The organism is Burkholderia sp. SIMBA_051 (genome assembly GCF_046534915.1).
Classification (GTDB): Bacteria; Pseudomonadota; Gammaproteobacteria; order Burkholderiales; family Burkholderiaceae; genus Burkholderia; species Burkholderia ambifaria.
Genome location: NZ_JAWRXS010000005.1, coordinates 194,549 through 216,699, shown reverse-complemented (window position 1 = coordinate 216,699; position 22,151 = coordinate 194,549). Strand labels below are relative to the sequence as shown.

At 66.1% G+C, this 22,151-nt stretch carries 20 protein-coding genes; 8 read left to right on the top strand and 12 right to left on the bottom strand.

The window, feature by feature from the left end; all coding sequences use genetic code 11:
- Positions 1 to 198 precede the first annotated feature (198 nt).
- The 4 genes from SB771_RS14130 to SB771_RS14115 form a co-directional block, all read right to left on the bottom strand.
- Complete coding sequence (locus tag SB771_RS14130) at positions 199 to 870, bottom strand: MarC family protein (protein ID WP_041491482.1); 672 nt, start codon at positions 868 to 870, stop codon at positions 199 to 201.
- 130 nt (positions 871 to 1,000) lie between these two features.
- Positions 1,001 to 1,801 (bottom strand): enoyl-CoA hydratase-related protein, encoded by an 801-nt coding sequence (locus tag SB771_RS14125; RefSeq protein ID WP_175659122.1) that lies wholly within the window; start codon positions 1,799 to 1,801, stop codon positions 1,001 to 1,003.
- A 40-nt stretch (positions 1,802 to 1,841) separates the two neighbouring features.
- A complete protein-coding gene (paaK, locus tag SB771_RS14120; RefSeq protein WP_175659121.1) occupies positions 1,842 to 3,164 on the bottom strand; it encodes a phenylacetate--CoA ligase PaaK in 1,323 nt (440 codons plus the stop codon).
- Positions 3,165 to 3,223: 59 nt separating this feature from the next.
- Entirely contained in the window at positions 3,224 to 4,777 is a 1,554-nt protein-coding gene (locus tag SB771_RS14115; protein ID WP_175659120.1) for a 3-hydroxyacyl-CoA dehydrogenase, read from the bottom strand.
- A gap of 545 nt (positions 4,778 to 5,322) precedes the next feature.
- Here SB771_RS14115 and SB771_RS14110 point away from each other — a divergent pair.
- Positions 5,323 to 6,411 (top strand): calcium:proton antiporter, encoded by a 1,089-nt coding sequence (locus tag SB771_RS14110; RefSeq protein WP_175659119.1) that lies wholly within the window; start codon positions 5,323 to 5,325, stop codon positions 6,409 to 6,411.
- 178 nt (positions 6,412 to 6,589) lie between these two features.
- Here the strand turns inward: SB771_RS14110 and SB771_RS14105 are convergent, their stop codons facing one another.
- Both SB771_RS14105 and SB771_RS14100 read right to left on the bottom strand, forming a co-directional pair.
- Positions 6,590 to 7,498 (bottom strand): LysR substrate-binding domain-containing protein, encoded by a 909-nt coding sequence (locus SB771_RS14105; RefSeq protein ID WP_012366190.1) that lies wholly within the window; start codon positions 7,496 to 7,498, stop codon positions 6,590 to 6,592.
- Positions 7,499 to 7,716: 218 nt separating this feature from the next.
- A complete protein-coding gene (locus SB771_RS14100; protein WP_105831161.1) occupies positions 7,717 to 8,685 on the bottom strand; it encodes a LysR family transcriptional regulator in 969 nt (322 codons plus the stop codon).
- 364 nt (positions 8,686 to 9,049) lie between these two features.
- On the opposite strand from SB771_RS14100, the gene SB771_RS14095 reads away from it, so the two are divergent.
- The 4 genes from SB771_RS14095 to SB771_RS14080 all read left to right on the top strand — a co-directional run bounded on the left by SB771_RS14095 (position 9,050) and on the right by SB771_RS14080 (position 13,388).
- Positions 9,050 to 10,225: an HPP family protein gene (locus SB771_RS14095; RefSeq protein WP_175659118.1), complete on the top strand. Its 1,176-nt coding sequence runs from the start codon at positions 9,050 to 9,052 to the stop codon at positions 10,223 to 10,225.
- 117 nt (positions 10,226 to 10,342) lie between these two features.
- Positions 10,343 to 10,756 carry a MarR family winged helix-turn-helix transcriptional regulator gene (locus SB771_RS14090; RefSeq protein WP_006754165.1) on the top strand — a complete coding sequence of 138 codons (414 nt, stop codon included), beginning with the start codon at positions 10,343 to 10,345 and terminating at the stop codon, positions 10,754 to 10,756.
- Between the two features lie 30 nt (positions 10,757 to 10,786).
- Positions 10,787 to 12,574: a chloride channel protein gene (locus SB771_RS14085; protein WP_175659117.1), complete on the top strand. Its 1,788-nt coding sequence runs from the start codon at positions 10,787 to 10,789 to the stop codon at positions 12,572 to 12,574.
- A 487-nt stretch (positions 12,575 to 13,061) separates the two neighbouring features.
- Positions 13,062 to 13,388, top strand: a complete 327-nt coding sequence (locus tag SB771_RS14080; RefSeq protein WP_011658969.1) for a hypothetical protein — start codon at positions 13,062 to 13,064, stop codon at positions 13,386 to 13,388.
- Between the two features lie 111 nt (positions 13,389 to 13,499).
- Here SB771_RS14080 and SB771_RS14075 read toward each other — a convergent pair whose 3' ends face one another.
- Positions 13,500 to 13,820 (bottom strand): pyrimidine/purine nucleoside phosphorylase, encoded by a 321-nt coding sequence (locus tag SB771_RS14075; RefSeq protein ID WP_012366195.1) that lies wholly within the window; start codon positions 13,818 to 13,820, stop codon positions 13,500 to 13,502.
- Positions 13,821 to 13,997: 177 nt separating this feature from the next.
- Positions 13,998 to 14,900 carry a LysR substrate-binding domain-containing protein gene (locus tag SB771_RS14070; RefSeq protein ID WP_011658971.1) on the bottom strand — a complete coding sequence of 301 codons (903 nt, stop codon included), beginning with the start codon at positions 14,898 to 14,900 and terminating at the stop codon, positions 13,998 to 14,000.
- A 183-nt stretch (positions 14,901 to 15,083) separates the two neighbouring features.
- Between SB771_RS14070 and SB771_RS14065 the strand changes: the two genes are divergently transcribed.
- The 3 genes from SB771_RS14065 (at position 15,084) to SB771_RS14055 (ending at position 18,398) form a co-directional block, all read left to right on the top strand.
- A complete protein-coding gene (locus SB771_RS14065; RefSeq protein WP_175659116.1) occupies positions 15,084 to 16,268 on the top strand; it encodes a M20 aminoacylase family protein in 1,185 nt (394 codons plus the stop codon).
- A 43-nt stretch (positions 16,269 to 16,311) separates the two neighbouring features.
- Positions 16,312 to 17,634, top strand: a complete 1,323-nt coding sequence (locus SB771_RS14060; protein WP_175659115.1) for an MFS transporter — start codon at positions 16,312 to 16,314, stop codon at positions 17,632 to 17,634.
- 221 nt (positions 17,635 to 17,855) lie between these two features.
- A complete protein-coding gene (locus SB771_RS14055) occupies positions 17,856 to 18,398 on the top strand; it encodes a cysteine hydrolase family protein (RefSeq protein WP_175659114.1) in 543 nt (180 codons plus the stop codon).
- Positions 18,399 to 18,440: 42 nt separating this feature from the next.
- Here SB771_RS14055 and SB771_RS14050 read toward each other — a convergent pair whose 3' ends face one another.
- The 4 genes from SB771_RS14050 to SB771_RS14035 all read right to left on the bottom strand — a co-directional run bounded on the left by SB771_RS14050 (position 18,441) and on the right by SB771_RS14035 (position 22,128).
- On the bottom strand, positions 18,441 to 18,941 hold the full coding sequence (locus SB771_RS14050; RefSeq protein WP_175659113.1) for an NB-ARC domain-containing protein: 501 nt from the start codon (positions 18,939 to 18,941) through the stop codon (positions 18,441 to 18,443).
- A gap of 18 nt (positions 18,942 to 18,959) precedes the next feature.
- Positions 18,960 to 19,418 (bottom strand): NUDIX hydrolase, encoded by a 459-nt coding sequence (locus SB771_RS14045; protein ID WP_175659112.1) that lies wholly within the window; start codon positions 19,416 to 19,418, stop codon positions 18,960 to 18,962.
- A 277-nt stretch (positions 19,419 to 19,695) separates the two neighbouring features.
- Entirely contained in the window at positions 19,696 to 20,379 is a 684-nt protein-coding gene (locus SB771_RS14040; RefSeq protein WP_175659111.1) for a hypothetical protein, read from the bottom strand.
- Positions 20,380 to 21,018: 639 nt separating this feature from the next.
- The gene (locus SB771_RS14035; RefSeq protein WP_011658976.1) at positions 21,019 to 22,128 is read right to left on the bottom strand and encodes a porin; all 1,110 of its coding nucleotides are present in this window, start codon (positions 22,126 to 22,128) and stop codon (positions 21,019 to 21,021) included.
- Positions 22,129 to 22,151: the final 23 nt, after the last annotated feature.

Sequence of the window (22,151 nt, the reverse complement as noted above, 5' to 3'; positions counted from 1 at the left end):
CCGCGCACGAACGCCGGGGCGTGCATCCCGCCGGACGTCGCATGGTATCCCGCGGCGCGCAAACGTGTGTCGGCGCGTCTCGGCACGCTCGGGCGCCGCCGAGTTGGATCGGGTCGAACCGACGAAAGACGAACGCAACCCGCGACCCACACGCATCGCGCGGGGCCGGGCCGGGTCACACGTCGAAGAAAGAACGGATTACTTGATCTGGTCGGCGAGCGGCCGCAGGAACTCGGAGAACCCGGTCAGCATGATCTGCACGCCGATGCACAGCAGCAGGAACGCGGACACGCGCTTCGCGACCTTGGTGCCTTCGATGCCGAGATAGCGCGACAGCAGCGCGGCGCGGCTGTAGGTCAGCCAGATCACGACCGCGACGAGCGCGGAGACCGCGATCGACACGATGCTCGACAGCATGAATTCCGACAGCTTGTGCGTGCGGTTCGCGTTCAGCGCGATCGCGGTGGCGATCGAACCGGGGCCGACCGTCAGCGGCACGGTCAGCGGGAAGAACGCGCGGGTCATGATCGCGTTCGCGTCGATCGGCTTGACCGGCGTGTCGCCGCCGCCCGGCCCGTCCGGCTCGTTCAGCATCTGCCAGCCCGCGACGGCCACCGCGAAGCCACCGCCGATCCGCAGCGCTTCCATCGAGATCCCGAAGAAATGCAGCACCGGCGTGCCGGCGAAGAACGCGACCAGCAACACGATGAAGGCGTTGAACGCCACCTTCTTCGCGAGCAGGTTCCGTTCGTGCTCGGTCAGCGCCTCGGTGCGTTCGAGAAACAGGAACGCAATGCCGATCGGATTGATGATGCCGATCAGGCCGGTAAAGCCGAACAGGATCTCGGAGATAAGGCGGTCGACGATCATCGGGGCGAGGAAACGATCAGGGCTGGGGCCGGCGGCGCGCCGGAGGTCACGCATTGTAGAGCAAGCGCCCGCGCCCGAGACGCAAATCGCGACCCGGGCCCGGCGGCCCGCGCCACTGCCTCAGTCGGCCTCAGTCGGTGCCCGGCTCCCACGCCGGCGGCCGCTTCGCGAAGAACGCGGCGAAGCCCTCCTTCGCTTCCGGCGTGGCCCGCACGCGCGAGATCGTCTGCGCGGTGAACGCCGTGCGTTCGTCCGACGACGGGTACTCGCCGATCGCGTCGAAAAAGCGCTTGATCTCCATCAGCGCATTCGGGCCGTTGCGGCTCAGCTCCGCGAGCGTCTTGTCGAGTGCGGCGTCGAGCGCGTCGAGCGGCACGGCCTGGTGGATCAGCCCGATCGCGACGGCTTCGCCGGCCGCGAGCTGCGTCGCGGTCAGCGCGAGCCGGCGCGCCTGGCGCTGGCCGACCGCTTCGACCAGATACGGTCCGATCACCGACGGCAGGATCCCGAACCGTGCCTCGCTGACCGAAAAGCGCGCATGATCGCTCGCGATCACGATGTCGCAGGCCGCACACAGGCCGACGCCGCCGCCGAACGCGTGGTCCTGCACGCGGGCGACCGTCGGCTTCGGGCACTGCCGGATCGCGCGCATCATCGCCGCGAACCGCTCGGCGTCGCGCAGGTTCGCGGCCGCGTCGTTCGCGCTCGCGCGCTGCATCCACTGCAGGTCGGCGCCCGCGCAGAACGCGCGGCCGTCCGAACGCAGCACGATCGCGCGCACGTCGTCGCGCCGGCCGAGCGTCGTGAACGCGTCGGTCAGCTCGGCGATCATCGTCTCGTCGAACGCGTTGAGCACGTCGCCGCGCTGCAGCGCGACGGTCGCGATGCCGCGCGCATCGACGGCAACGGCCAGGGTCTTCAATCCATCCATCGAACAGGTTTCCTCGGAGTAGAACAGGGAACGGCGAAACTCAGGCGGCCTGCCGGCGGTCGATCACGCGCCGGGCCTTGCCGGTCGCGGTGGCGGGAATGCCGCCGGCGGCGAGCACCGTCACGCCGGCCGACACGCCGATCATCGTCTTGATCCGGTGCTGCAGCTCGCGCGCGATCGCCGCGCGCTCGCCGTCGGTCACGCATGCGACGGCCTCGGAGCGCAGCTCGACCGCGAGGTCGAGCCGGTCCATGTGGCCGTCGCGCGAGATCGTGACCTGGAACTGGCCCGACAGCTTCGGCTGCGCGACCACGATTTCCTCGATCTGGCTCGGGAACACGTTCACGCCGCGCACGATCAGCATGTCGTCGGAGCGGCCCGTGATCTTCGCGAGCCGGCGCATCGCGCGCGCGGTCGGCGGCAGCAGTGCGGTGAGGTCGCGCGTGCGGTAGCGGATCACCGGCATCGCCTCCTTCGTCAGCGACGTGAACACGAGTTCGCCCTCGCTGCCGTCCGGCAGCACTTCACCGGTTACTGGATCGATGATCTCCGGATAGAAGTGGTCTTCCCAGATCACCGGGCCGTCCTTCGTCTCGACGCATTCGCACGCGACGCCAGGGCCCATCACTTCCGACAGCCCGTAGATGTCGAGCGCGTCGATGCCCACGCGCGTCTCCACTTCCTCGCGCAGCGCCTGCGTCCACGGCTCCGCGCCGAAGATGCCGATCTTCAGCGACGACGCGGCCGGGTCCATCCCCTGCCGCACCATCTCGTCGATCAGGTTCAGCATGTACGACGGCGTGACCAGGATGATCTTCGGCTCGAAATCGCGGATCAGCTGCACCTGCTTCTCGGTCTGCCCGCCCGACATCGGCACGACCATGCAGCCGAGCCGCTCCGCGCCGTAATGAATCCCGAGGCCGCCCGTGAAAAGCCCGTAGCCGAACGCGTTGTGCAGCGTGTCGCCCGGGCGGCCGCCGGCCGCGCGGATCGAGCGCGCGGTCACGTTCGCCCAGGTGTCGATATCGCGCGCCGTGTAGCCGACCACCGTCGGCTTGCCCGTCGTGCCACTCGACGCATGCACGCGCACGACCTGCTCGCGCGGCACCGCGAACAGCCCGAACGGATAGTTGTCGCGCAGGTCGTTCTTGGTCGAGAACGGGAATTTCGCGAGATCCGCGAGCGTTTTCAGGTCGTCGGGGTGCACGCCCGCCGCGTCGAACGTCCGGCGATAGTGCGGGACGTTGTCGTACGCGTGGCGCAGCGACCACTTGAGGCGCTCGAGCTGCAGCGCCTGCAGTTCGTCGCGGCTGGCGGTCTCGATCGGATCGAGGGCGGCGGCGGGATGCGTCGGGTGAGTCATCGGGGTGCTCCTCCAGTGGAGTGATGTCGTTATCGTGATCGGGGTGATGCGGCCGCCGGCTAGCGGAACGTGCGGCCGGCCGCGTGCAAGGCGGCGAGGCGCGGCGACACGCGATAGCGGTCCTCGCCGTAGCTCGCCGCGAGGTTCGACAGCACGCGATGCACGCGGCCGATGCCGATCGCATCGGCCCACGCGAGCGGGCCGCACGGGTAGTTCACGCCCTTCTCCATCGCGAGATCGAGATCGGCGGGCGAGCACACGCCCTGGTTGACCGTGTCGGCCGCCTCGTTCGCGAGCATCGCGACGGTGCGCATCGCAACCATGCCCGGCACGTCGGCGACGCCGACGACGCGGAAACCGGCTTGCTGGAACAGGCCGACCGCATCGGCATAGGCGGCGTCGCCGCACTGGAGCGCGCGCGTCAGCGCGACCAGCCCGGCCTGCGCGTAGTCGCGCGCGAGATCGACGAGCACGAGATCGGCCACGCCGGTTTGCGCGGCGCGCGCCGTCGCGGTGCGGCCGTCGGTCAGCGCGATCGACGCGCGGCCGGCCACGGCGAGCAGTTCGTCCGCATGCGCGCCGTCGCGCCGCGCACCCGCGATGCGTTCGGCGAAGCGTGCATGCAGCGCGGCGGCCGGGCCGTCCTGTGCGAACAGCACGACGTCGGCCGGCGCGTCGCGCGGCGCTTCGAGCTCCGGCGCGGGCGGCGTCGCGCCGTCCGCATACGAATAGAAGCCGCGCCCCGACTTGCGCCCGAGGAAGCCCGCGTTCACGAGCTCCTGCTGGATCAGCGACGGCGTGTAGCGCGGATCGTTGAAGTACGCGCGGAACACCGACTCGGTCACCGCGAAGTTCACGTCGTGGCCGATCAGGTCCATCAACTCGAACGGCCCCATGCGGAAGCCGCCGGCTTCGCGCATCACCGCGTCGATCGAGGCCGGCGTGCCGCCCTGCTCGTTCAGCACGCGCAGCGCCTCCGCGTAATACGGCCGCGCGACGCGGTTCACGATGAAGCCCGGTGTCGATTTCGCCATCACGGGCTGCTTGCCCCACGCGGCGGCGGTCGCATGCAGCGCCTGCGCGACTTCCGGCGCGGTCGCGAGCCCACTGACGACCTCGACGAGCGCCATCAGCGGCGCCGGATTGAAGAAATGCAGGCCGGCCACGCGCTGCGGCGCGCGCAGCCCGGCCGCGATCGACGTGATCGAGATCGACGACGTGTTGGTCGCCAGCACGCAGGTATCGTCGACATGGCGCTCGAGCGTCGCGAAGATCTCGCGCTTCACGTCGAGACGCTCGGCCGCCGCCTCGACGATCAGCGCGGCACCAGCGAACTCGGCCAGCGCGCGCACCGCGCGGATCCGGTTGCCGGCCGCGTCGGCCTGCGCCGGCTCCATCCGCCCCTTCTCCGCGAGCCGCGCGAACTGCGCGCGGATGCCGGCGAGCGCCTTGTCGCACGCCGCCTCGTTCAGGTCGTACAGCAGCACGGTATGACCGGCGGCCGCCGCGACCTGCGCGATGCCCGCGCCCATCGCGCCCGCGCCGATCACGCCGACGACCGCCGACGGCGCCAGCGCGCCCGAATTCACCGAATGTGCAGAAGAACCAGCCATCGCTTGCGATCCGTCAATGAAGTGAAAGTGCGAGCGATTATAAACCGACCGGTCGGTAGATTTATGTCAGGGCGAGCCCGAATTTGTCTTGCAAGAGAGCATTACGGAAACTGCAAAAACAAAAAAATTTAACGATCGGGGCACTTTTTGCAAACCGAAAGGTCAATGAAAGGGTTCGAATATGAGATAGCGACCCCCGAACGCCTGATAAAATTCGACAAATCGCCGGATTTCAGGGGAAACCGCGTGTCACGCCGCCGCCCATCGCCCGGCGCCCTTTCGGGGCCGGCTCCGAACCGCAGGGCCGCCAGACGGCGCGCCGACGCGCCCCGCCATCGGCACCCGGTCGCATCGAACCGTTTCATCCAGCGACGGGCTTCGGCCCGCCCGCGCCCCTCGCCGCCTCAGCGCGGCGAACCGGAGGCAGCACCGTTGCGCGCTGCCGCCCATCAGCATCATCGTCCTCGTTCGGCGGATTATTCCGCCGGGCTTCGTCAATCCGTGACGGCGCGTCGCGCGCCGCCACTCGCATAGGGAAACCGTCCATGCCGATCTCGTCCAACCAGCTCCCGCGCTGGACCCTCTGGGCCCCGCTTGCCGCGTGGCTGGTACTCGCGCTGTCGCGCGTCGTGCCGGCCGAAGGCCTCGTCATCGCAGTCTTGGCCGCCGCGCTCGCCGGCGCCGTGTTCGCCGCCGTCCACCATGCCGAAGTCGTCGCGCACCGCGTCGGCGAGCCGTTCGGCACGCTCGTGCTCGCGGTCGCCGTGACCGTCATCGAAGTCGCGCTGATCGTGTCGGTCATGCTCGGCGCCGGTCCCGAGAAATCGGGCCTCGCGCGCGACACCGTGTTCGCCGCCGTGATGATCATCTGCAACGGCATCGTCGGCCTTTGCCTGCTGGTCGGTGCGTGGAAGCACGGCGAGCAGGACTTCCAGGGGCGCGGCGCGAGCAAGGCGCTCGCGGTGCTCGCGTCGCTGTCGGTGCTGTCGCTCGTGATGCCGAACTACCTGAACGCCGCGCCCGGTCCGTTCTTTTCGAAATCGCAGCTGGCGTTCGCCGGCGTGTCGTCGCTCGTGCTGTACGGCGCATTCGTATTCGTGCAGACCGTGCGTCACCGCGACTACTTCCTCACCGCGCACGACAGCGCGAATGAATCGGTGCACGCAGCGCCGCCGACCGGCCGCACCGCGCTGATCAGCCTCGTGCTGCTGTTCGCGAGCCTCGTCGCGGTCGTGCTGCTCGCGAAGCTGCTGTCGCCGGCCGTCGAGCATGCGGTGATGAAGCTCGGCGCGCCCGAGGCGGCGGTCGGTATCGTGATCGCCGCGCTCGTGCTGCTGCCCGAAGGGCTCGCGGCCGTCACCGCCGCACGCGCGAACCGTCTGCAGACCAGCATCAACCTTGCGCTCGGTTCGGCGCTCGCGAGCATCGGGCTCACGATCCCGACCGTCGCGGCCGTGTTCATCTGGGTGGGCCAGCCGCTCACGCTCGGCATCGGCGCGATGGAAACCGTGCTGCTGGCGCTCACGCTGCTCGTCAGCACGCTGACGCTCAGCCAGGGGCGCACGACGGTGCTGCACGGCGTCGTGCACCTGTCGCTGTTCGCGGCGTATCTGTTCCTGTCGATCACTCACTGATGTCCGACAGCGCGCGGCCCGGCGCTTCATTTTCGCCGGGCCGCGCGGCGCTTCATTTCCTCTGCTTCATCTTCCCCGCTTCACACTGCAGCTAGCAGCCCCGAATCACCAGATGCTGGCTGGCCAGAATCAGATTCGGGTTCGCCAGCTTGTTGCGGCGTCAGACAACTGGTTTTGGCTATACGCCGCCACCATCCGCCCCTTCCGTCAGAAACCGCTCGACCATTGCGTTGAACACCGGCAGCGCCGGATTGTCGTTGTCCGCGCGCCAGGCGAGATACAGCTCGGCCGCCACGTCGACGCCCGCGAGCGGCCGGAACACCACGCCGTCCACATGCAGCTCGCGCGCCGACGCCGGCACGAGCGCGGCGCCCAGCCCCGCGCGCACCAGGCCGAGGATCGTATGCGTCTGCCCGACGTAATGCAGGTAGTTCGGCAAGCGGCCGGCGCCGGCGAACATCCCCGAGATCATGTCGTGGAAGTACTTCCCCTCGTTCGGCGAATACGCGATGAACGGCTGCCGGTCGAGCTCATCCGGGCCGATCCGTTCGTACGCGGCGAGCGCTGAGCCCTGCGCGACCGCGACGAGCATCGGCTCGCGCTGCACGAGCCGGTATTCGAGCGGATGGCGCGCGGCGCGCTGGCGCACGAAGCCCGCATCGAGCATGCGCGACGCAAGCGCGTCGATCTGCACGGTCGACACCATTTCGCGCAATTCGACATCGACGTCCGGCAGCGCGTGCGCCGCATGCGCGAGCAGCACCGGAATCATCCGGTACGCGCTGACCGCCGTGAAGCCGAGCGTGATGCGGCCGGCCCCGCCGTGCGCGACGCGCTGCGCAGCCTGTTCGGCCCGCGCCGAAAACTCGAGGATGTGTCGCGCATCGCGCAGAAAGCGCTCGCCGGCCGCGGTCAGCCGGACCTGTCGGCTGCTGCGCTCGAGCAGCGCGATGCCGAGCGCGTGCTCGAGCAACTGGATCTGCCGGCTGAGCGGCGGCTGCGTCATGAACAGCCGCTTGGCCGCGCGCCCGAAATGCAGTTCCTCGGCGACGGCAACGAAGCAGCGAAGCTGGTTCAGTTCAATCATTCAAATCTTGAATCCATCGATCGTCTTTTGATGTTAGACCGATATCGATACGATTCCCATACTCGGTTGCCCCGGATCGAACGCCGTCGTGATCGCGCTGATGACGATCACGTTCTTTGGCAAGGGGCTAGCCGGCCGCTTCGAGCCGATTCGCATCACGCCCGGCCGCGTGACGCGCGGCTCCGGGCCGCCCGGCAAGCGAACCGACGTCCGCGGCGTCACGCGCGCTGGCGCTTGCCCGTCGTGTGCTCGACCGTGAGCCGGTCGAGTTCGCGCAGGTCGTTTTCCAGCGCGGGCGTGAGCGTCGTGCGCAGATGGTCGAGGAAGGTGCGGATCTTCGCGTCGAGATAGCGGCGCGTCGCATAGACGGCGTACACGCTGACCGTCTGTAGCCGATAGTCGGGCAGCACGCGGATCAGCCGCCCTTCGCGAAGGTCGTCGAGCACCGTGTACAGCGCGACGCACGCGATACCGCGCCCCGCCCGCACCGCGACGCACAGCGCATCCGGCACGTTGACCTGGAACGGCGCCGGCTGCAGTTCGTAGACGGTCTCCTCGTCGTCGCCGCGCTCGAGCCGCCACTCGCTGGCCGGCGACGCGGGCGTATCGAGACGCAGGCACACGTGGTTCGGCAGGTCGTCCGGCGTCGTCGGCGTGCCGTGCCGCGCGAGGTAGTCGCGCGATGCGACCAAAACGCTGCAACTCGTGCCGCAGGTCTGCGCGACGTAGCCGGAATCGGGCAACTGCGACGCGGTCACGATCGACACGTCATAACCCTCCTCGACGAGGTTCGGCATCCGCTGCGCGAGCGTCAGCTCGACCGACACGTCCGGGTTGTCTTCCTGATACCGCACGATCGATGACACGACATGACTCTGCCCGAGCCCCGTCATCGCATGGATACGCATCTTGCCGCTCGGCCGCAGCAGCGCGTTGCGCGCTTCGGCGTTCGCGTAGTCGATTTCGGCGAGGATCGATTTCGCCCGCTCGAAATAACGCTCGCCGCTTTCGGTCAGGCCGAGATGGCGCGTCGTGCGATGCAGCAGGCGCGTCTGTACGTGGGCTTCGAGATTCGAAACCGCGCGCGACACCTGCGCGGTGGTCGCGTCGATTTCTTTCGCGACCGCGGTGAAACTGCCGGCTTCGACAACGCGCACGAACAGGCGCATGTTTTCGAGCATGTCCATTGAATTGGCTTGGGGAGGGTCGGTGGGGAAACGTCGGCGGCGCTCGCGTCAGAGGGGAATCGACGCGTGCGCGCCAACGCAGCGCAAGCGATCGCCATGCCGGGGAATGGGCGGGAGAGCGGGCATCGCGTGCGTGGCTGTGGCATATCGGGGAATTCGGTGGCCGGAATTGTACGCCGCCGCACGCAAAATTGCGCGATCGCGCGGCCGCCACGCTTTCACCCGATGAAAGGTTCTTGCAAGCACTGCGCGTCGCACACAGGCAACGCGTTGATGCGGCGCGACAATTTGTATCACAACGCGATATAATTCCGCTTTTCTTGCGCCGGATCATCCGCGCCGTCCTTTTTACCGCTTACTGTCCATGTCGTCAGGCTCCTCCCCGTCGCGCCGAACGTTCCGCCAATGGCTGCACAGCTTCATTCCCCATCCGATGACGCTCGGCTGGCGCGAACGCATGCGCTCGTGCGCGGGCGCGCTCGTCGGCATCGCGACGGTCGGCGTCACGATGCGGCTGCTGCCCGGCGTGCCGGGCCTCGTGCCGCTGCTCGTCGCGCCGATGGGCGCGTCGGCCGTGCTGCTGTTCGCGGTGCCCGCGAGCCCGCTCGCGCAGCCGTGGTCCATCATCGGCGGCAATCTGGTGGCGGCGACCGTCGGCGTCGCGTGCGCGCAATGGATCGCCGATCCGATCACGGCCGCCGCGGTCGCGGTCGCCCTCGCGATCGGCGGCATGTTCGCGCTGCGCTGCGTGCACCCGCCGTCGGGCGCGGTCGCGCTGACGGCCGTGCTCGGCGGCCCGGCGATCCACGCGCTCGGCTTCGGCTTCGTGGTCGAGCCGATCGCGTTGCAATCGGGCATCCTGCTGTCGGCCGCCCTCGTGTATCACGCGCTGACTGGCCACCGCTATCCGCACGGCGGCGTGCGTCCCGACGCGAAACCGCAAGCCGGCAGCGCCGCGCCCGCACGCGGCGGCTTCACGCGTGCCGATCTCGACGCGGTGCTCAAGCGCCGCAGCGAATGGCTCGACGTCGATCCGGACGACCTCGAAATGCTGCTGCGCGAAACCGAGATGCAGGCGTATACGCGCACGTTCGGCCAACTCACGTGCGCCGACCTGATGACGAAGAATGCGATCGAAGTCGCGCCGTCCACGTCGGTGACGGCCGCGCTCACGCTGCTGGAGCGCCATCGCGTGAAGGCGCTGCCCGTCGTCGACGGCGACGCTCGCCTGATCGGCATCGTCACGCGCGCCGACCTCACGCGCCAGGCGCGCCGCCCGACGCCACTGTGGCAACGGCTGTCCGCGCGGTTGCCGCAGTCGTTCGGCGGCCAGCCGCCGAGCGTCGCCACCGTGATGACCCGCGACGTCGCGTCCGTGCCGCAGACCATGCCGCTTACCGCGCTGGTGCCGCTGTTTACGCACTCGGGCCACCACCACATCCCGGTCGTCGACGCGTCGCGCCGGCTCGTCGGGATCATTACGCAGACCGATCTCGTCACCGGGCTGTACCGGCAGACGCAGATGCTGGAAGCCGCGTAACCGAAACGAACGGCACCGACGCACGATGCAATGCCGCGTATTCCGCCATAAATCGGCCATTTATATCACGTTGTGATATATTCAACGCTACCGAAACCGCCTGTCCAATCGACTGCAATGACCGATAACCGACGCTCGCTGACCAAAAGCGATTTCCAGCAACTGTCCGAATTCCGCTATCAGATGCGCCGCTTCGAGCGCTTCTCCGAACGCGCCGCGCAAAGCGAAGGCGTGACGCCGCTGCAATACCTGCTGCTGCTGCACATCAAAGGCTACCCGCACCGTGAATGGGCAACCATCGGGGAAATCGCCGAACGCCTGCAGGCGCAGCATCACGGCGTCGTCGCGCTGGTGACGCGCTGCGAGGCGCTCGGGCTCGTGAAGCGCAAGACGAGCGAAGCGGACCGCCGGCAGGTCGAGGTGCACCTCGAAGAGGCCGGCGAAACGCTGCTCGCGCGCCTCGCGGCCATGCATCGCGCCGAGCTGAAATCGCTCAAGGGCGCGTTCCAGGTTCCGCAGATCGATTACTGACCCACGCTTTACCGACCTTTCCTCACGCCGATGAACGCACCACACAAACGCGATTTCTCGACCAACGAACGCCTGCCCAGGATCGCGTTGCTCGCCGCCGGGATCGGCTTGCTCAGCACGCTGGCGGCGTTCGTGCTGTTGAGCCTGATTCACCTGTTCACGAACCTGTTCTTCTTCCAGCACTTTTCGTTCACCGAACGTTCGCCCGCGAACCATACGCTCGGTGCCTGGGTGATCGTCGTGCCGGTCATCGGCGGCCTGATCGTCGGGCTGATGGCGCGCTTCGGTTCGGAGAAGATCCGCGGCCACGGCATTCCCGAGGCGATCGAGGCGATCCTGTTCGGCAAGAGCCGCATGTCGCCGAAGGTCGCGATCCTCAAGCCGCTCTCGTCGGGCGTCGTGATCGGCAGCGGCGGCCCGTTCGGTGCCGAAGGCCCGATCATCATGACGGGCGGCGCGCTCGGCTCGCTGATCGCGCAATGCGTGCACGTGACCGCCGCCGAGCGCAAGACGCTGCTCGTCGCGGGCGCGGCCGCCGGCATGACCGCCGTGTTCGGCACGCCGGTCGCCGCCGTGCTGCTCGCGGTCGAGCTGCTGCTGTTCGAATGGCGTCCGCGCAGTTTCCTGCCGGTCGCGCTCGCCTGTGCGGTCGCCGGTTTCGCACGCGCGGTGTTCTTCGGCGTCGAGCCACTGTTTCCGCTGACCACCGCGTCGCCCACGCCCGTCGCGCTGCTGTCGTGCATCGTCGCGGGCTTGCTGTCGGGCATGCTCGCGTGCGGGCTGTCGGCGGCGCTGTACCGCGTCGAGGACACCTTCGCGAAGCTGCCGGTGCACTGGATGTGGTGGCCGGCGCTCGGCGCGGTCGTGATCGGCATCGGCGGCTGGCTCGAGCCGCGCGCGCTCGGCGTCGGCTATGACGTGATCGGCGACCTGCTGCATCAGCACATCGCGCTGAAGATCGCGCTCGCGCTGTTGATCGTGAAAGCCGTGATGTGGGTGATCGCGCTCGGCTCCGGCACGTCCGGCGGTGTGCTCGCCCCGCTGTTGATGCTCGGCGCGGGCCTCGGCACCGTGCTGTCGCCGGTGCTGCCCGGCGGCGATCCGGCGCTGTGGCCGCTCGTCTGCATGGCCGCGACGCTCGGCGCCACGCTCGGTGCACCGCTCACCGCGATCGTGTTCGCGTTCGGCCTCACGCACGATGCAAACGCGCTGCTGCCGCTGCTCGCGGCGACGCTCGTCGCGCACGGCTTCGCGACCATCGTGATGAAGCGCTCGATCATGACGGAAAAGATTGCACGCCGGGGCTATCACATTTATCGCGAATACGGCGTCGATCCGCTCGAACGTCATGACGTGGCTGAAGTGATGACGCCCGCCGACGCGCTCGTCGCGATCGACGGCGCCACGCCGCTCGACGCCGTCGAGTCGCAATACTTCGGCGCGAAGCAGACGCACCGTGCGTACCCGGTCGTGCAGAACGGCCGCCTGCTCGGCCTCGTCGATCGCGCGACGCTCGACGCGCACCGCGCGCAAGCCGGGCCTGACGCACCGCTCGCGAGCGCATTCGCCGATCGCGCGCCGGCCGTCGCGCAGGCACACGAGACGTGCCGCGTGGTCGCATCGCGACTCGCGATGCTCGGCCTCGAACGCCTGCCGGTCGTCGACGATCCGCAATCGCTGCGCGTCACCGGCATCGTGTCGCGCAGCGACCTGATCAAGCCTGCGCTCCAGCACTTCGACGACGAACAGAAGCGCGAGCGCTTCCGTCCGGTCGTGCCGGTCAACCTGCGCGATATCGGCGCCCGCAAGGCCGGCTGATCTTTGCAGCGATGCGCGGCGCGCCGGCCGTGCACCGCTCTTTTCGCGATCTCCCGTCGCCCGAAACGGCGCGTCCGGCGTTTGAACTTCGTTGACAATTCACCGGACGAAAGTTTGTCATCATGGTGCTCATGCGACGGGGCCACCATTCAGCCATTCCACTTCGTCATCCAATAAAGAAGCGTTGCGGCGCGACATGCAGACACATGCAGCACGCCGCGGCCGTCAATCCGCCACAGCACAGGGCAGCGAGCCGACCTCACGAAGCATGACGTCGTTGCCGCGTCCCCGCCTCCATGCGGGCCGCACGCGACGCCTGCCGCGGCGCAGCAGAACCCACAGCATCCGGATCGCCGTTTGGCAAGTGCGTTAACAACTTGTTGCGGAATCGCCGGAACCGCATGGGTCCGATGCAATCTCACAGAGACGCAGTTCTGCTGCGCATCCCACTCAATCAATCACGACTCGAGGGAGATAAAACGTGAACATGAAATACTTACCGCTCATCGCATTGACCGTGGCAATTTCTGCTCATGCTGCCGATCCGGCCATGCAGAATGTGGGACAGAGCCAGAAATCCGCTCCGGATGTCTCGGCGTGCATCGCCAAGACCTGGGCTGACAAGTCGCAACAACAGGTCGTCTCGCAGAACGTGCTCGCCAACGGTCTCGCGACCGATGTCTACGTACCGGGCCAGCAACCGCCGAACGGCGCGGCCGCAATGGTTCGCCCGTCGGGGCAGCCGGGCGCGAAGACCTGGGTCGGCGTGCGTGGCGACGCCGCTTCCGCCGGCGACATCAGCGCCTGCCTGTAAGCCCTGCACCGGACGGCATTGCGCCGTCCGCATGCGACAAGCCCCGCTTCGGCGGGGCTTTTGTTTTGGCGCGTCGGCCGCGCGCATGCGCGGCGGCCGAAGCCTGCACGCTTACAGGTAGCTGCAGACGTAGTCGAGTGTCTCGAGCACTTCGATGTCGAAGCGGCTCTTGCCCGGCACCGAGAACGATTCGCCGGCGCCATAGGTTTGCCATTCACTGCTGCCGTCGAGCTTCACGCGACACTTGCCGGCCTGCACTTCCATCAATTCGGCCGCGTCCGTGCCGAAGTTGAGCGCGCACGGCAGGATCACGCCGAGCGTCTTGCGCGTGCCGTCCGGGAAGAGCACGGTATGCGACACGCACTTGCCGTCGAAGTAGACGTTCGCGCGCTTGACGACCGATACGTTGTCGAATTGGGTTGCACTGGTCATGTGATGCCTCTGATTGCTGGATGCCGGATGGCGTGTTGTCGGAAGCCGGCCGTGGCGGCAGGCCGGCCGCTATGATACCGGCTCGCGGCGAGCGAGCCGCAAGCGGGCCCTGACGGGAATGCCCGGCAGATAGTCAGGATCACTACTTGATGCGACGCATGCCCTCGCCTGCACCGCTCATCCGAGCCCTTTGCGTCGCGCGGAATCGCGCAGGCAGTCGAGCAGCATCGCCGCGGCCGGCGTGAGCGGGCTGTCGCGGCGCGTGACGACCTGCACGGATACACCCGGCAGCCGCTCGCGGATCGGCAGCACCGCGAGCTGGTCGCGCGCCCACTCGCCGTGCAGCAGTTGCTCGGGCATCGACGCGATCAGGTCGCAGCGCGTCATCAGGCTGTGCGCGAGCCCGAAGCTCGGGCATTCGACGACCCGCTGCGGCACCGGCAGCCCATACGCGACGAACGAGTTGAACAGCACCTGGGTCGAGCTTTCGGGCGACGGATTCATCAGCCAGTCGGCGTCGACGAGATCGGCGAGCGACGTGGCCGACGCGAGCGGATGGCCCTTGCGCGCGACGATCAGCGATCGGCTCGCATAGAGTTCCGCGTGATCGAACTCGGCCGCCAGCAACTCGGGCACGACGACGGCCACCGCGAAATCGAGCGAGCCGTCGTGCAGCCGCGGCAGCGCGACGCCCGGAAACCCTTCGATGAGATTGACGCGCGCGACCGGAAAGCGCCGCCGGAACGCGCGAAACGCATCGGGCAGGATCGTCACCGCCGCCGCCGGCGTGATCGCCGCCGCGACGGAGCCGGTCATCGCGCCCTGCGCCTGCTCGATGTCATCGCGGGCGCGCTGCATTTCCGCGACGATCAACCGCGCGCGCACCTGCAATTGCTGGCCGAACGCGGTGAGCTGCACGCCACGCGCGGTGCGCACCACGAGCGATACGCCGAGCGCGATCTCCAGCTCCTTGACCGCCTTCGTCAGTGCCGCCGGCGACACGTTCAGGCGCCGCGCGGCCGCGCGGATGCTACCTTCTTCCGCGACGGTGACGAACGCTTTCAGCTGATGGTATTTCATGGGGGCAATGCGTGATCCGTGGAAACCCTGTGCGCCGTGACGCTTGCCGGCCGAGGGTATTCCCGAGCGGCAACCAGTGGTGTGCACCAAAGCAATTTAGCAGCTTCTGGTGCGCAAAAGAAATTTATATGCTTGCTCGTCATAGGCGCGTCAAACGCCCCTCCCCGCCCCACAGGAGACACCATGCTGCAAGCCGTGAACCCCGTCATCCCCGGCATCGCCGCGATCGCGCCCGACCTGATCGAAGTGCGCCGCCGCATCCACGCCCACCCGGAACTCGCGTTCGAGGAAACGCTGACGAGCGAGCTCGTCGCCGAGCTGCTCACCGGCTGGGGCTACGAAGTGCATCGCGGCATCGGCAAGACCGGCGTCGTCGGCGTGCTGCGCGAAGGCCAAGGCACGCGCACCGTCGGGCTGCGCGCCGACATGGATGCGCTGCCGATCGCCGAAACCACCGGCCTGCCGTACACGAGCCGCCATGCGAACAAGATGCACGCGTGCGGCCACGACGGCCACACCGCGATGCTGCTGTGCGCGGCGCGTCACCTCGCAGCCACGCGCCAGTTCTCCGGCACGCTGAACCTGATCTTCCAGCCGGCCGAGGAAAATTTCGGCGGCGCGAAATCGATGATGGACGACGGCCTGTTCGATCGCTTCCCGTGCGACGCGATCTTCGCGATCCACAACATGCCGGGCCGCGCCGCCGGCGACATGGCATTCCGCACCGGCGCCGCGATGGCGTCGGCCGACCGCGTGACGATCACGCTGCGCGGCGTCGGCGGTCACGGCGCGATGCCGCATTTCGCGCGCGACCCGATGTCGGCCGCGGGCAGCATCATGGTCGCGCTGCAGACGATCGTCGCGCGCGAGGTCGATGCGCAGCATGCGGCCGTCATCACGGTCGGCAGCGTGCAGGCCGGCGAGACCTTCAACATCATTCCGGAAACCGTCGTGATGAAGCTGTCGGTGCGCGCGCTGGACGCCGACGTGCGCGCGCTGCTCGCACGCCGCATCGAAGCGCTCGTGAAGGGCCAGGCGGAAAGCTTCGGCATCGCGGCGGAAGTGGATTACGACTACGGCTATCCGGTGCTTGTCAATCATCCGGAACCGACCGCGTTCGCCGCCGACATCGCGCGTCAGATGCTCGGCGCCGAGCGCGTCGAAACCGACGCCGCGCCGCTGATGGGCAGCGAGGACTTCGCGTTCATGCTCGAGGCACGCCCCGGCTGCTATGCATTCATCGGCAACGGGATCGGCAGCAAGGGCGGCTGCATGGTGCACAACCCCGGCTACGACTTCAACGACGACATCCTCGCGATTGGCGCGAGTTACTGGGTTCGCGTCGCCGAAGCCTGGCTCGCGGCCTGACGGCCCTTCATCACGCAGTCCCGCGCCTTAGCAGGGGAACCCCATGGAAACGTCCGCCCTTTCGTTCGCCGGCACGCCGGTCGATGCCCGCGCCGCCGCGAAGAAGCGCCGCCTGATCGCGGCCGCCGCGGTCGGCAACGCGCTCGAGTTCTACGACTTCACGGTCTACAGCTTCTTCGCGATCCTGATCGGCAAGCTGTTCTTTCCGGTGCACTCGTCGTTCGGGCAGTTGATGCTCGCGGTCGCGAGCTTCGGCGTCGGCTTCGTCACGCGTCCGCTCGGCGGGCTCGTGATCGGCATGTACGCCGACCGCGCCGGCCGCAAGAAGGCGATGATTCTCACGCTGCTGCTGATGGCGCTCGGCACCGCGACGATCGCGGTCGCGCCGACCTTCGCGCAGATCGGCCTCGCCGCGCCGCTGCTGCTCGTGCTCGCGCGGCTGCTGCAGGGGTTCGCGTCGGGCGGCGAAGTCGGCGCGTCGACGACGCTGCTGCTCGAACAGGCGCCGCAGCACCGCCGCGGCTTCTACGCGTCGTTCCAGTTCTCGAGCCAGGGGCTCGCCGCGCTCGCGGGCGCGCTGACCGGCGTTGCGCTGACGTCGACGCTCAATGCCGCCCAGCTCGAAAGCTGGGGCTGGCGCGTGCCGTTCATCATCGGCACGCTGTTCGTGCCGCTCGGCTACTGGCTGCGCCGCACCGTCGAGGAAGTACCGCCTGCCGCGCCCGCCGCCGCCACGCAAGACGAGCCGGTCGCGTCGCTGCCGCTCGCCGCCGTGCTGCGCCATCACGGCAAGGCCGTGTTCGCGGGCCTCGGCGTGACGATCGGCGGCACGTCGATCCACTACATCATCGTGTTCTACATGGCGATCTACGGCGTGCAGGTGCTGCACCTGCCGACCTGGCTGTCGATGACGGCCGGCTGCGTCGCCGGCGCGATCCTGATGCTCGTGACGCCGATCGGCGGCCACCTCTCCGACGTCTACGGACGCAACCGGATCGTCTGGTGGACGCGCATCGCGCTGATGGCCGCGATCTATCCAGCGTTCATCGCGCTGAACCGCTGGCCGGGCGCCGCGTCGCTGCTGTCGATCATCGCGGCGCTGTCGATCGTGCACGCGATCAACATCGGCGCGACGGGTGCGATGCTCGGCGAATTGTTCCCGCGTGCGGTGCGGGCGACCGGCGGTGCGCTGGTGTATAGCGTGGGCGTCGCGATCTTCGGCGGCTTCGCGCAGTTCTTCGTCACGTGGCTGATCGCGGCGACCGGGAATCCGAATGCGCCTGCGTGGTATGCGATCGGGTGCGGCGCGTTTACGCTGCTCGCGATTCGGTGCATGGATGAGAAGGCGGGGAAGGCGCTTGATTGATTGGGGGTGCGTCATTGACGTCGCGCCCGCGCATCGGGCATGATCGTCCCATGCATAATGCAACGACCACCCTTTCGACGACCACGCGCACGACCGCCTTCGGCGGGCCCGTGCGGCGAGTGCGCGCAAGATCGTAGCGTCACCGATTCCCACAGGCCCCGCCGGTTCCGGACGGGGTCTCGTCGTTTCTCCGTCTGCACCGGCCATTCAGGAGAAACGCGATGTCCGCAGTCCCTTCCCCCAAACGCGCACTGCTCGTCATCGATATGCAGGTCGGGCTGTTCCATGGCCCCGATCGTCCGCATGACGGTGAACGCGTGCTAGCCAACATCAATCGGCTGATTCGTCGCGCGCACGAAGCCGGTGCGCCCGTGTTCGCCGTGCGCCACACCGGCCCGGCCGGCTCGCCGATCGCGCCCGATGCGCCGCTGGCCGCGCTGCTGCCGGAACTCGCGATCGATACGGCACGCGACATCGTGTTCGACAAGACCCGGCCGAGTTGCTTCGCGGGCACGCGGCTCGCCGAATGGCTGCACGCGGCTGGTATCGGGGAAATCGTGATTGCCGGGATGAAGACGCAGTACTGCATCGATACCGCGTGCCGCGCGGCCGCCGATCTCGGGTTTCGGGCGGTGCTCGTCGCCGATGCGCACACCTGCATGGACACGCCGGCGCTGCCGGCCGAGCGGATCATCGCGCATCACAATGCGACGCTTGGCGGGCCGTTCGCGGTGCTGACGACGACTGAGGCGTGTGGGTTCTGAGACAAGGCGCGAGACGGACCGTAAAGTGTGAGGGCACTCGCCTCAGCAAAGTCCGTTCGCGCGCATCGCCTCGATACACGACGACGCGTCGCGAACTGAAACAACTTTCCTCGAGAGCGTCACGTCTCCGGACAGAAATTTGCTGAGCCGCTGGTCGAAGTGATATGAAAACTTGATCAGGCCGATGGTGTTCCGGAAGGTCTCCTTGGGCAGCTTGCCCGTCATCGTCGAATGAATGAAGCGCTTGATCAGGCGGATCGCTCTCACGCGAAACGAAACCTCCAACCGCAAGATCAACGAACACTCGATGAGCAGCGGATACATCCGCTTATCGTACGCACCTTCGACAAACCAGCTGTCCTGCTCGAGGATGGTCCCGATCGCCTGCGCCATCGATTCGTCCGAGTTCTTCACAAACTCGGCCCCCGTCATGTCCCAATAGACATGGTCGAATTCGTGCGTGACGACATTGAACTTGCGTGCCAATTGCATGGCGATCGTCGATTTCCCCGCGCCCGACGGGCCTACGATGCATACCTTCATGTTTCAGTCTCGGCTCAATCACGCATCTTCATGCTCACGCATGAAGTGTTTCAGCACGGGTACGAAGAAATCATGCCCGCCGATCAGCGCGCATTCTGCTTCAAAAAAGGGATGCCACTCGAAGTTGAATTCGATGGTTTCACCGCCGGTGCTTGGAGTGGCCTCGAAATGCGTCCAACGCGCCTTCATTGCAATAGCGTCGTTCACCCTGACATGCACGACATGCCTGTGCTGGATCTCGCTTCTTCCGAATTTCGTCATCGAGTAGAAGTAGTTGCCGAGAACACGCACAACTTCGGCATTGTCGATGCCACTTTCCTCGCGTAACTCGCGTAGCGCGGCGGCTACAGGCATTTCTCCCGGCTCCAGCGTGCCGGCGACCACCTGCCTTCCCGCTTCCGGAAACCTAGGTTGGGTGAAAGTCAGCAATCTATCTCGCCACGTAAGATAGACGAGTACCTTGTTCTTGGTTTTCAAGATGTTTAACTCTACATTATTCTTATATCCCAAATTTTGGACTATAGAGAACCCCAAGGCGAACGGATTTTTCTCCTTTCAAGGCAACAACTTCAAGACTGGACTGACAGTCGTGCTCTTGAGCGATCTCATCAGCCCAGCCATGTGAGCGGAATCGTTGAAGAATTATCCACTCCACACCTCTTCGTAGGATCGGGATGCGGGGATTAGGTTGATTGGATATCGACATTGCACTTCCTCCACGCGTGCGAGACTGTTCGGAGCAATCCGAGAGAGCTCAATTATCGAAAGCCGATGGATGCAACTGAATTTTCGCCGCAGCAATCTGCTTGTCTGAAAGACGCAGTTTTGCGCGTAGCCACGAACGAATGCCTTCCAGATAGCTTTTATCCCTCGGGGTCGTGCTTTGCTTGATGCGTCTGGTCAGCTTGGTTTCCGCAGTGTAGACATCAAGGAGATTATTTGTTCGCAGGTTCGAAGGTGTGGTGGCTTTTCTTTCGATCGCCAGAATGTGGGTCACGTCAGCCTGATGAAGAATTCCGGTCTTTCGAAACTCCTGATAGATAGTTTCAAGAGGTTGATATCGAACCATCGGATTGATATCTGGAATATTCGCAACTTTCTCCATTCTGAGCAACAGATAGCGTTTTGCAATCGCGGCGTCGCGCAGAGCAACGTCCTGCGGGTCTGGGCCATCACTACCGCCCGCACTTCCCTCCGATTCACCACCTCCAAGCTGGTCGACGTCCCGAGCCGTAAAATCAGGAATGCCCTTCAGAGCATCCCGGCCACCCAATGCCTCTGCAGCGCAGTGCGGTCCATATGGATGTTCGGTTCCATCGTCATGTTTCAGGAAAAATGCAACACCGGAAATCAGCCTCCTATTATTTCCATTCGTAACGCATCGATGGCAACAGGTGTCCGGGTCAACAAAGTCCTTGCGGTCGGCAGTCAATGTCATTTGGGTATCTCTCGAACAAGTGAATTATTTCCATATGTCAAATTCCTACGGAATTATCTGACAAATTTGGGCGCCGATGTCATTCGCCGTCTGCTCCAGGAAAAATCGGCAGAGTTGGCCGCAATGTAAGTCTCACGAGCGATTTGGATATCGGATACTTTCACCATGTAATCGAGCGCCCGCCGATCCGACGGAAAACAGTAAGGACGGGACCGACACAGCCAACGATCCAGCACCATATAGCAGGTCGCGACGTGGAGACAAAATCTGCCTGTTCGGTTAACCGACGGTCTACGCGGCGCCGTCGAATGTCCCAAACTGGCGGTTCTAAGACACCCGGTAGCCGCCTGCACCTCAGCACCTTCAGCATTGCACACCGCTAAATCAACCGCAGAGCGCAGACAGCTGACTTTTCCGCCTGTGAAAACGTCAACGAATGTGAATCTACCAAGCGCGCTTTATCGGTATATCGTTCGCCGGTTTGTAGCCGATCTTGTGGCGGGAAGGCCGGCTGTGGCGTATCGCACATCTACCGAGTGGCCACCAACGCCCACGCACCTCAACGCCCCAGCCCCCGTAAACGCAAAAAGGCACGAGCCTTTCACCGCCCGTGCCCTTCCCCTACACACCCCTCCCCACTCAAAACGTATGCATCATCCCCACATACGCCCCCGTCTGCGACTCGCCCGTCATCGGACTCGTCCCCGACGTCGCATCACGCGGCGACGCAATCAACGAGAAGTTCGAATTCCCGCCATTCCGCACATAAGCAACCGTCCCATACAGGAACGTCCGCTTCGACAAGTTATACGTGGTGCCGAGCACATACATGATCGCGTGGCCTGACGGATCGTGCGACGCATCGCCACCGCCATCGCCCACCTTCACGTAATACCCGCCGCCCGTCACGGCCCACTGCGGAGTGGCCGTATAAGTCGCACCGAGCCAGTAATGATCGGCGCGATCGGCGACACCAGCCGGGCTGTCCGGCGCCTGGTAATGCGTATACGCGCCCTGGATCTTGAACTTCGACACCTTCACGTTCGCGCCGACGAAATACTCGCGCGACGCGGTGAAGATGTTGCTGAACTTGCCGTTGTTGTCGCGCAGCTCGTCGTAGATGCCGCGCACGTCGAGCACCGGCGAGTGGTACGAGATCATGATCCCGTCCGAGCGGCCGAAATCGTCGGCCGCGCCGTAGTTGAAACCGCGCGACTGGTTGCCGAACGCATACTGCGCCTGAACGTCGAAGCCGCCGATCACCGGGCTGTGATATTCGATGTTGTTGCTGCTCTGCTGCCAGTTGCGGCCGCGCACGAGCGACGCCGACGAAAACGCCTGCTGCACGAACGGATCGAATTCCCACACGCCGTCGCTGTCGATGAACAGGTTGCGGCCGGCCTGCAGCTGGCCCCACGTGTCGCTCTTCAGCCCGACATACGCGCGGCGCGACCACAGACGTCCGCCGCCCGTCGTGCCGTTCATCACCTGGAACGCGGTTTCCAGGTTGAAGACGGTCGACATCCCGCCGCCGAGATCCTCGAAACCCTTCAGCCCGAACATGCTGGTGCCCCAGTCGCCGCCTTCCGCGCTCCAGCGCGTCGAGCTGCCGTTCGGTGTCGCGATGTGGTTCAGGTATTCGACGCCGCCGTCGATACGGCCGTACAGCGTCACGCTTGTTTGTGCGGACGCGGCCGCCGGTGCGGCGGCCGCGATCAGCCATGCTAGATGTTTGAGTCGCAAAGTCATGCCCCCTCGCAGTCTGGACCGTC

Coding starts and splice junctions, on each gene's coding strand:
- SB771_RS14130 (WP_041491482.1), bottom strand. CDS start 870: ATGATCGTCGACCGCCTTATCTCCGAGATCCTGTTCGGCTTTACCGGC.
- SB771_RS14125 (WP_175659122.1), bottom strand. CDS start 1,801: ATGGATGGATTGAAGACCCTGGCCGTTGCCGTCGATGCGCGCGGCATC.
- paaK (WP_175659121.1), bottom strand. CDS start 3,164: ATGACTCACCCGACGCATCCCGCCGCCGCCCTCGATCCGATCGAGACC.
- SB771_RS14115 (WP_175659120.1), bottom strand. CDS start 4,777: ATGGCTGGTTCTTCTGCACATTCGGTGAATTCGGGCGCGCTGGCGCCG.
- SB771_RS14110 (WP_175659119.1), top strand. CDS start 5,323: ATGCCGATCTCGTCCAACCAGCTCCCGCGCTGGACCCTCTGGGCCCCG.
- SB771_RS14105 (WP_012366190.1), bottom strand. CDS start 7,498: ATGATTGAACTGAACCAGCTTCGCTGCTTCGTTGCCGTCGCCGAGGAA.
- SB771_RS14100 (WP_105831161.1), bottom strand. CDS start 8,685: ATGGACATGCTCGAAAACATGCGCCTGTTCGTGCGCGTTGTCGAAGCC.
- SB771_RS14095 (WP_175659118.1), top strand. CDS start 9,050: ATGTCGTCAGGCTCCTCCCCGTCGCGCCGAACGTTCCGCCAATGGCTG.
- SB771_RS14090 (WP_006754165.1), top strand. CDS start 10,343: ATGACCGATAACCGACGCTCGCTGACCAAAAGCGATTTCCAGCAACTG.
- SB771_RS14085 (WP_175659117.1), top strand. CDS start 10,787: ATGAACGCACCACACAAACGCGATTTCTCGACCAACGAACGCCTGCCC.
- SB771_RS14080 (WP_011658969.1), top strand. CDS start 13,062: ATGAAATACTTACCGCTCATCGCATTGACCGTGGCAATTTCTGCTCAT.
- SB771_RS14075 (WP_012366195.1), bottom strand. CDS start 13,820: ATGACCAGTGCAACCCAATTCGACAACGTATCGGTCGTCAAGCGCGCG.
- SB771_RS14070 (WP_011658971.1), bottom strand. CDS start 14,900: ATGAAATACCATCAGCTGAAAGCGTTCGTCACCGTCGCGGAAGAAGGT.
- SB771_RS14065 (WP_175659116.1), top strand. CDS start 15,084: ATGCTGCAAGCCGTGAACCCCGTCATCCCCGGCATCGCCGCGATCGCG.
- SB771_RS14060 (WP_175659115.1), top strand. CDS start 16,312: ATGGAAACGTCCGCCCTTTCGTTCGCCGGCACGCCGGTCGATGCCCGC.
- SB771_RS14055 (WP_175659114.1), top strand. CDS start 17,856: ATGTCCGCAGTCCCTTCCCCCAAACGCGCACTGCTCGTCATCGATATG.
- SB771_RS14050 (WP_175659113.1), bottom strand. CDS start 18,941: ATGAAGGTATGCATCGTAGGCCCGTCGGGCGCGGGGAAATCGACGATC.
- SB771_RS14040 (WP_175659111.1), bottom strand. CDS start 20,379: ATGACATTGACTGCCGACCGCAAGGACTTTGTTGACCCGGACACCTGT.
- SB771_RS14035 (WP_011658976.1), bottom strand. CDS start 22,128: ATGACTTTGCGACTCAAACATCTAGCATGGCTGATCGCGGCCGCCGCA.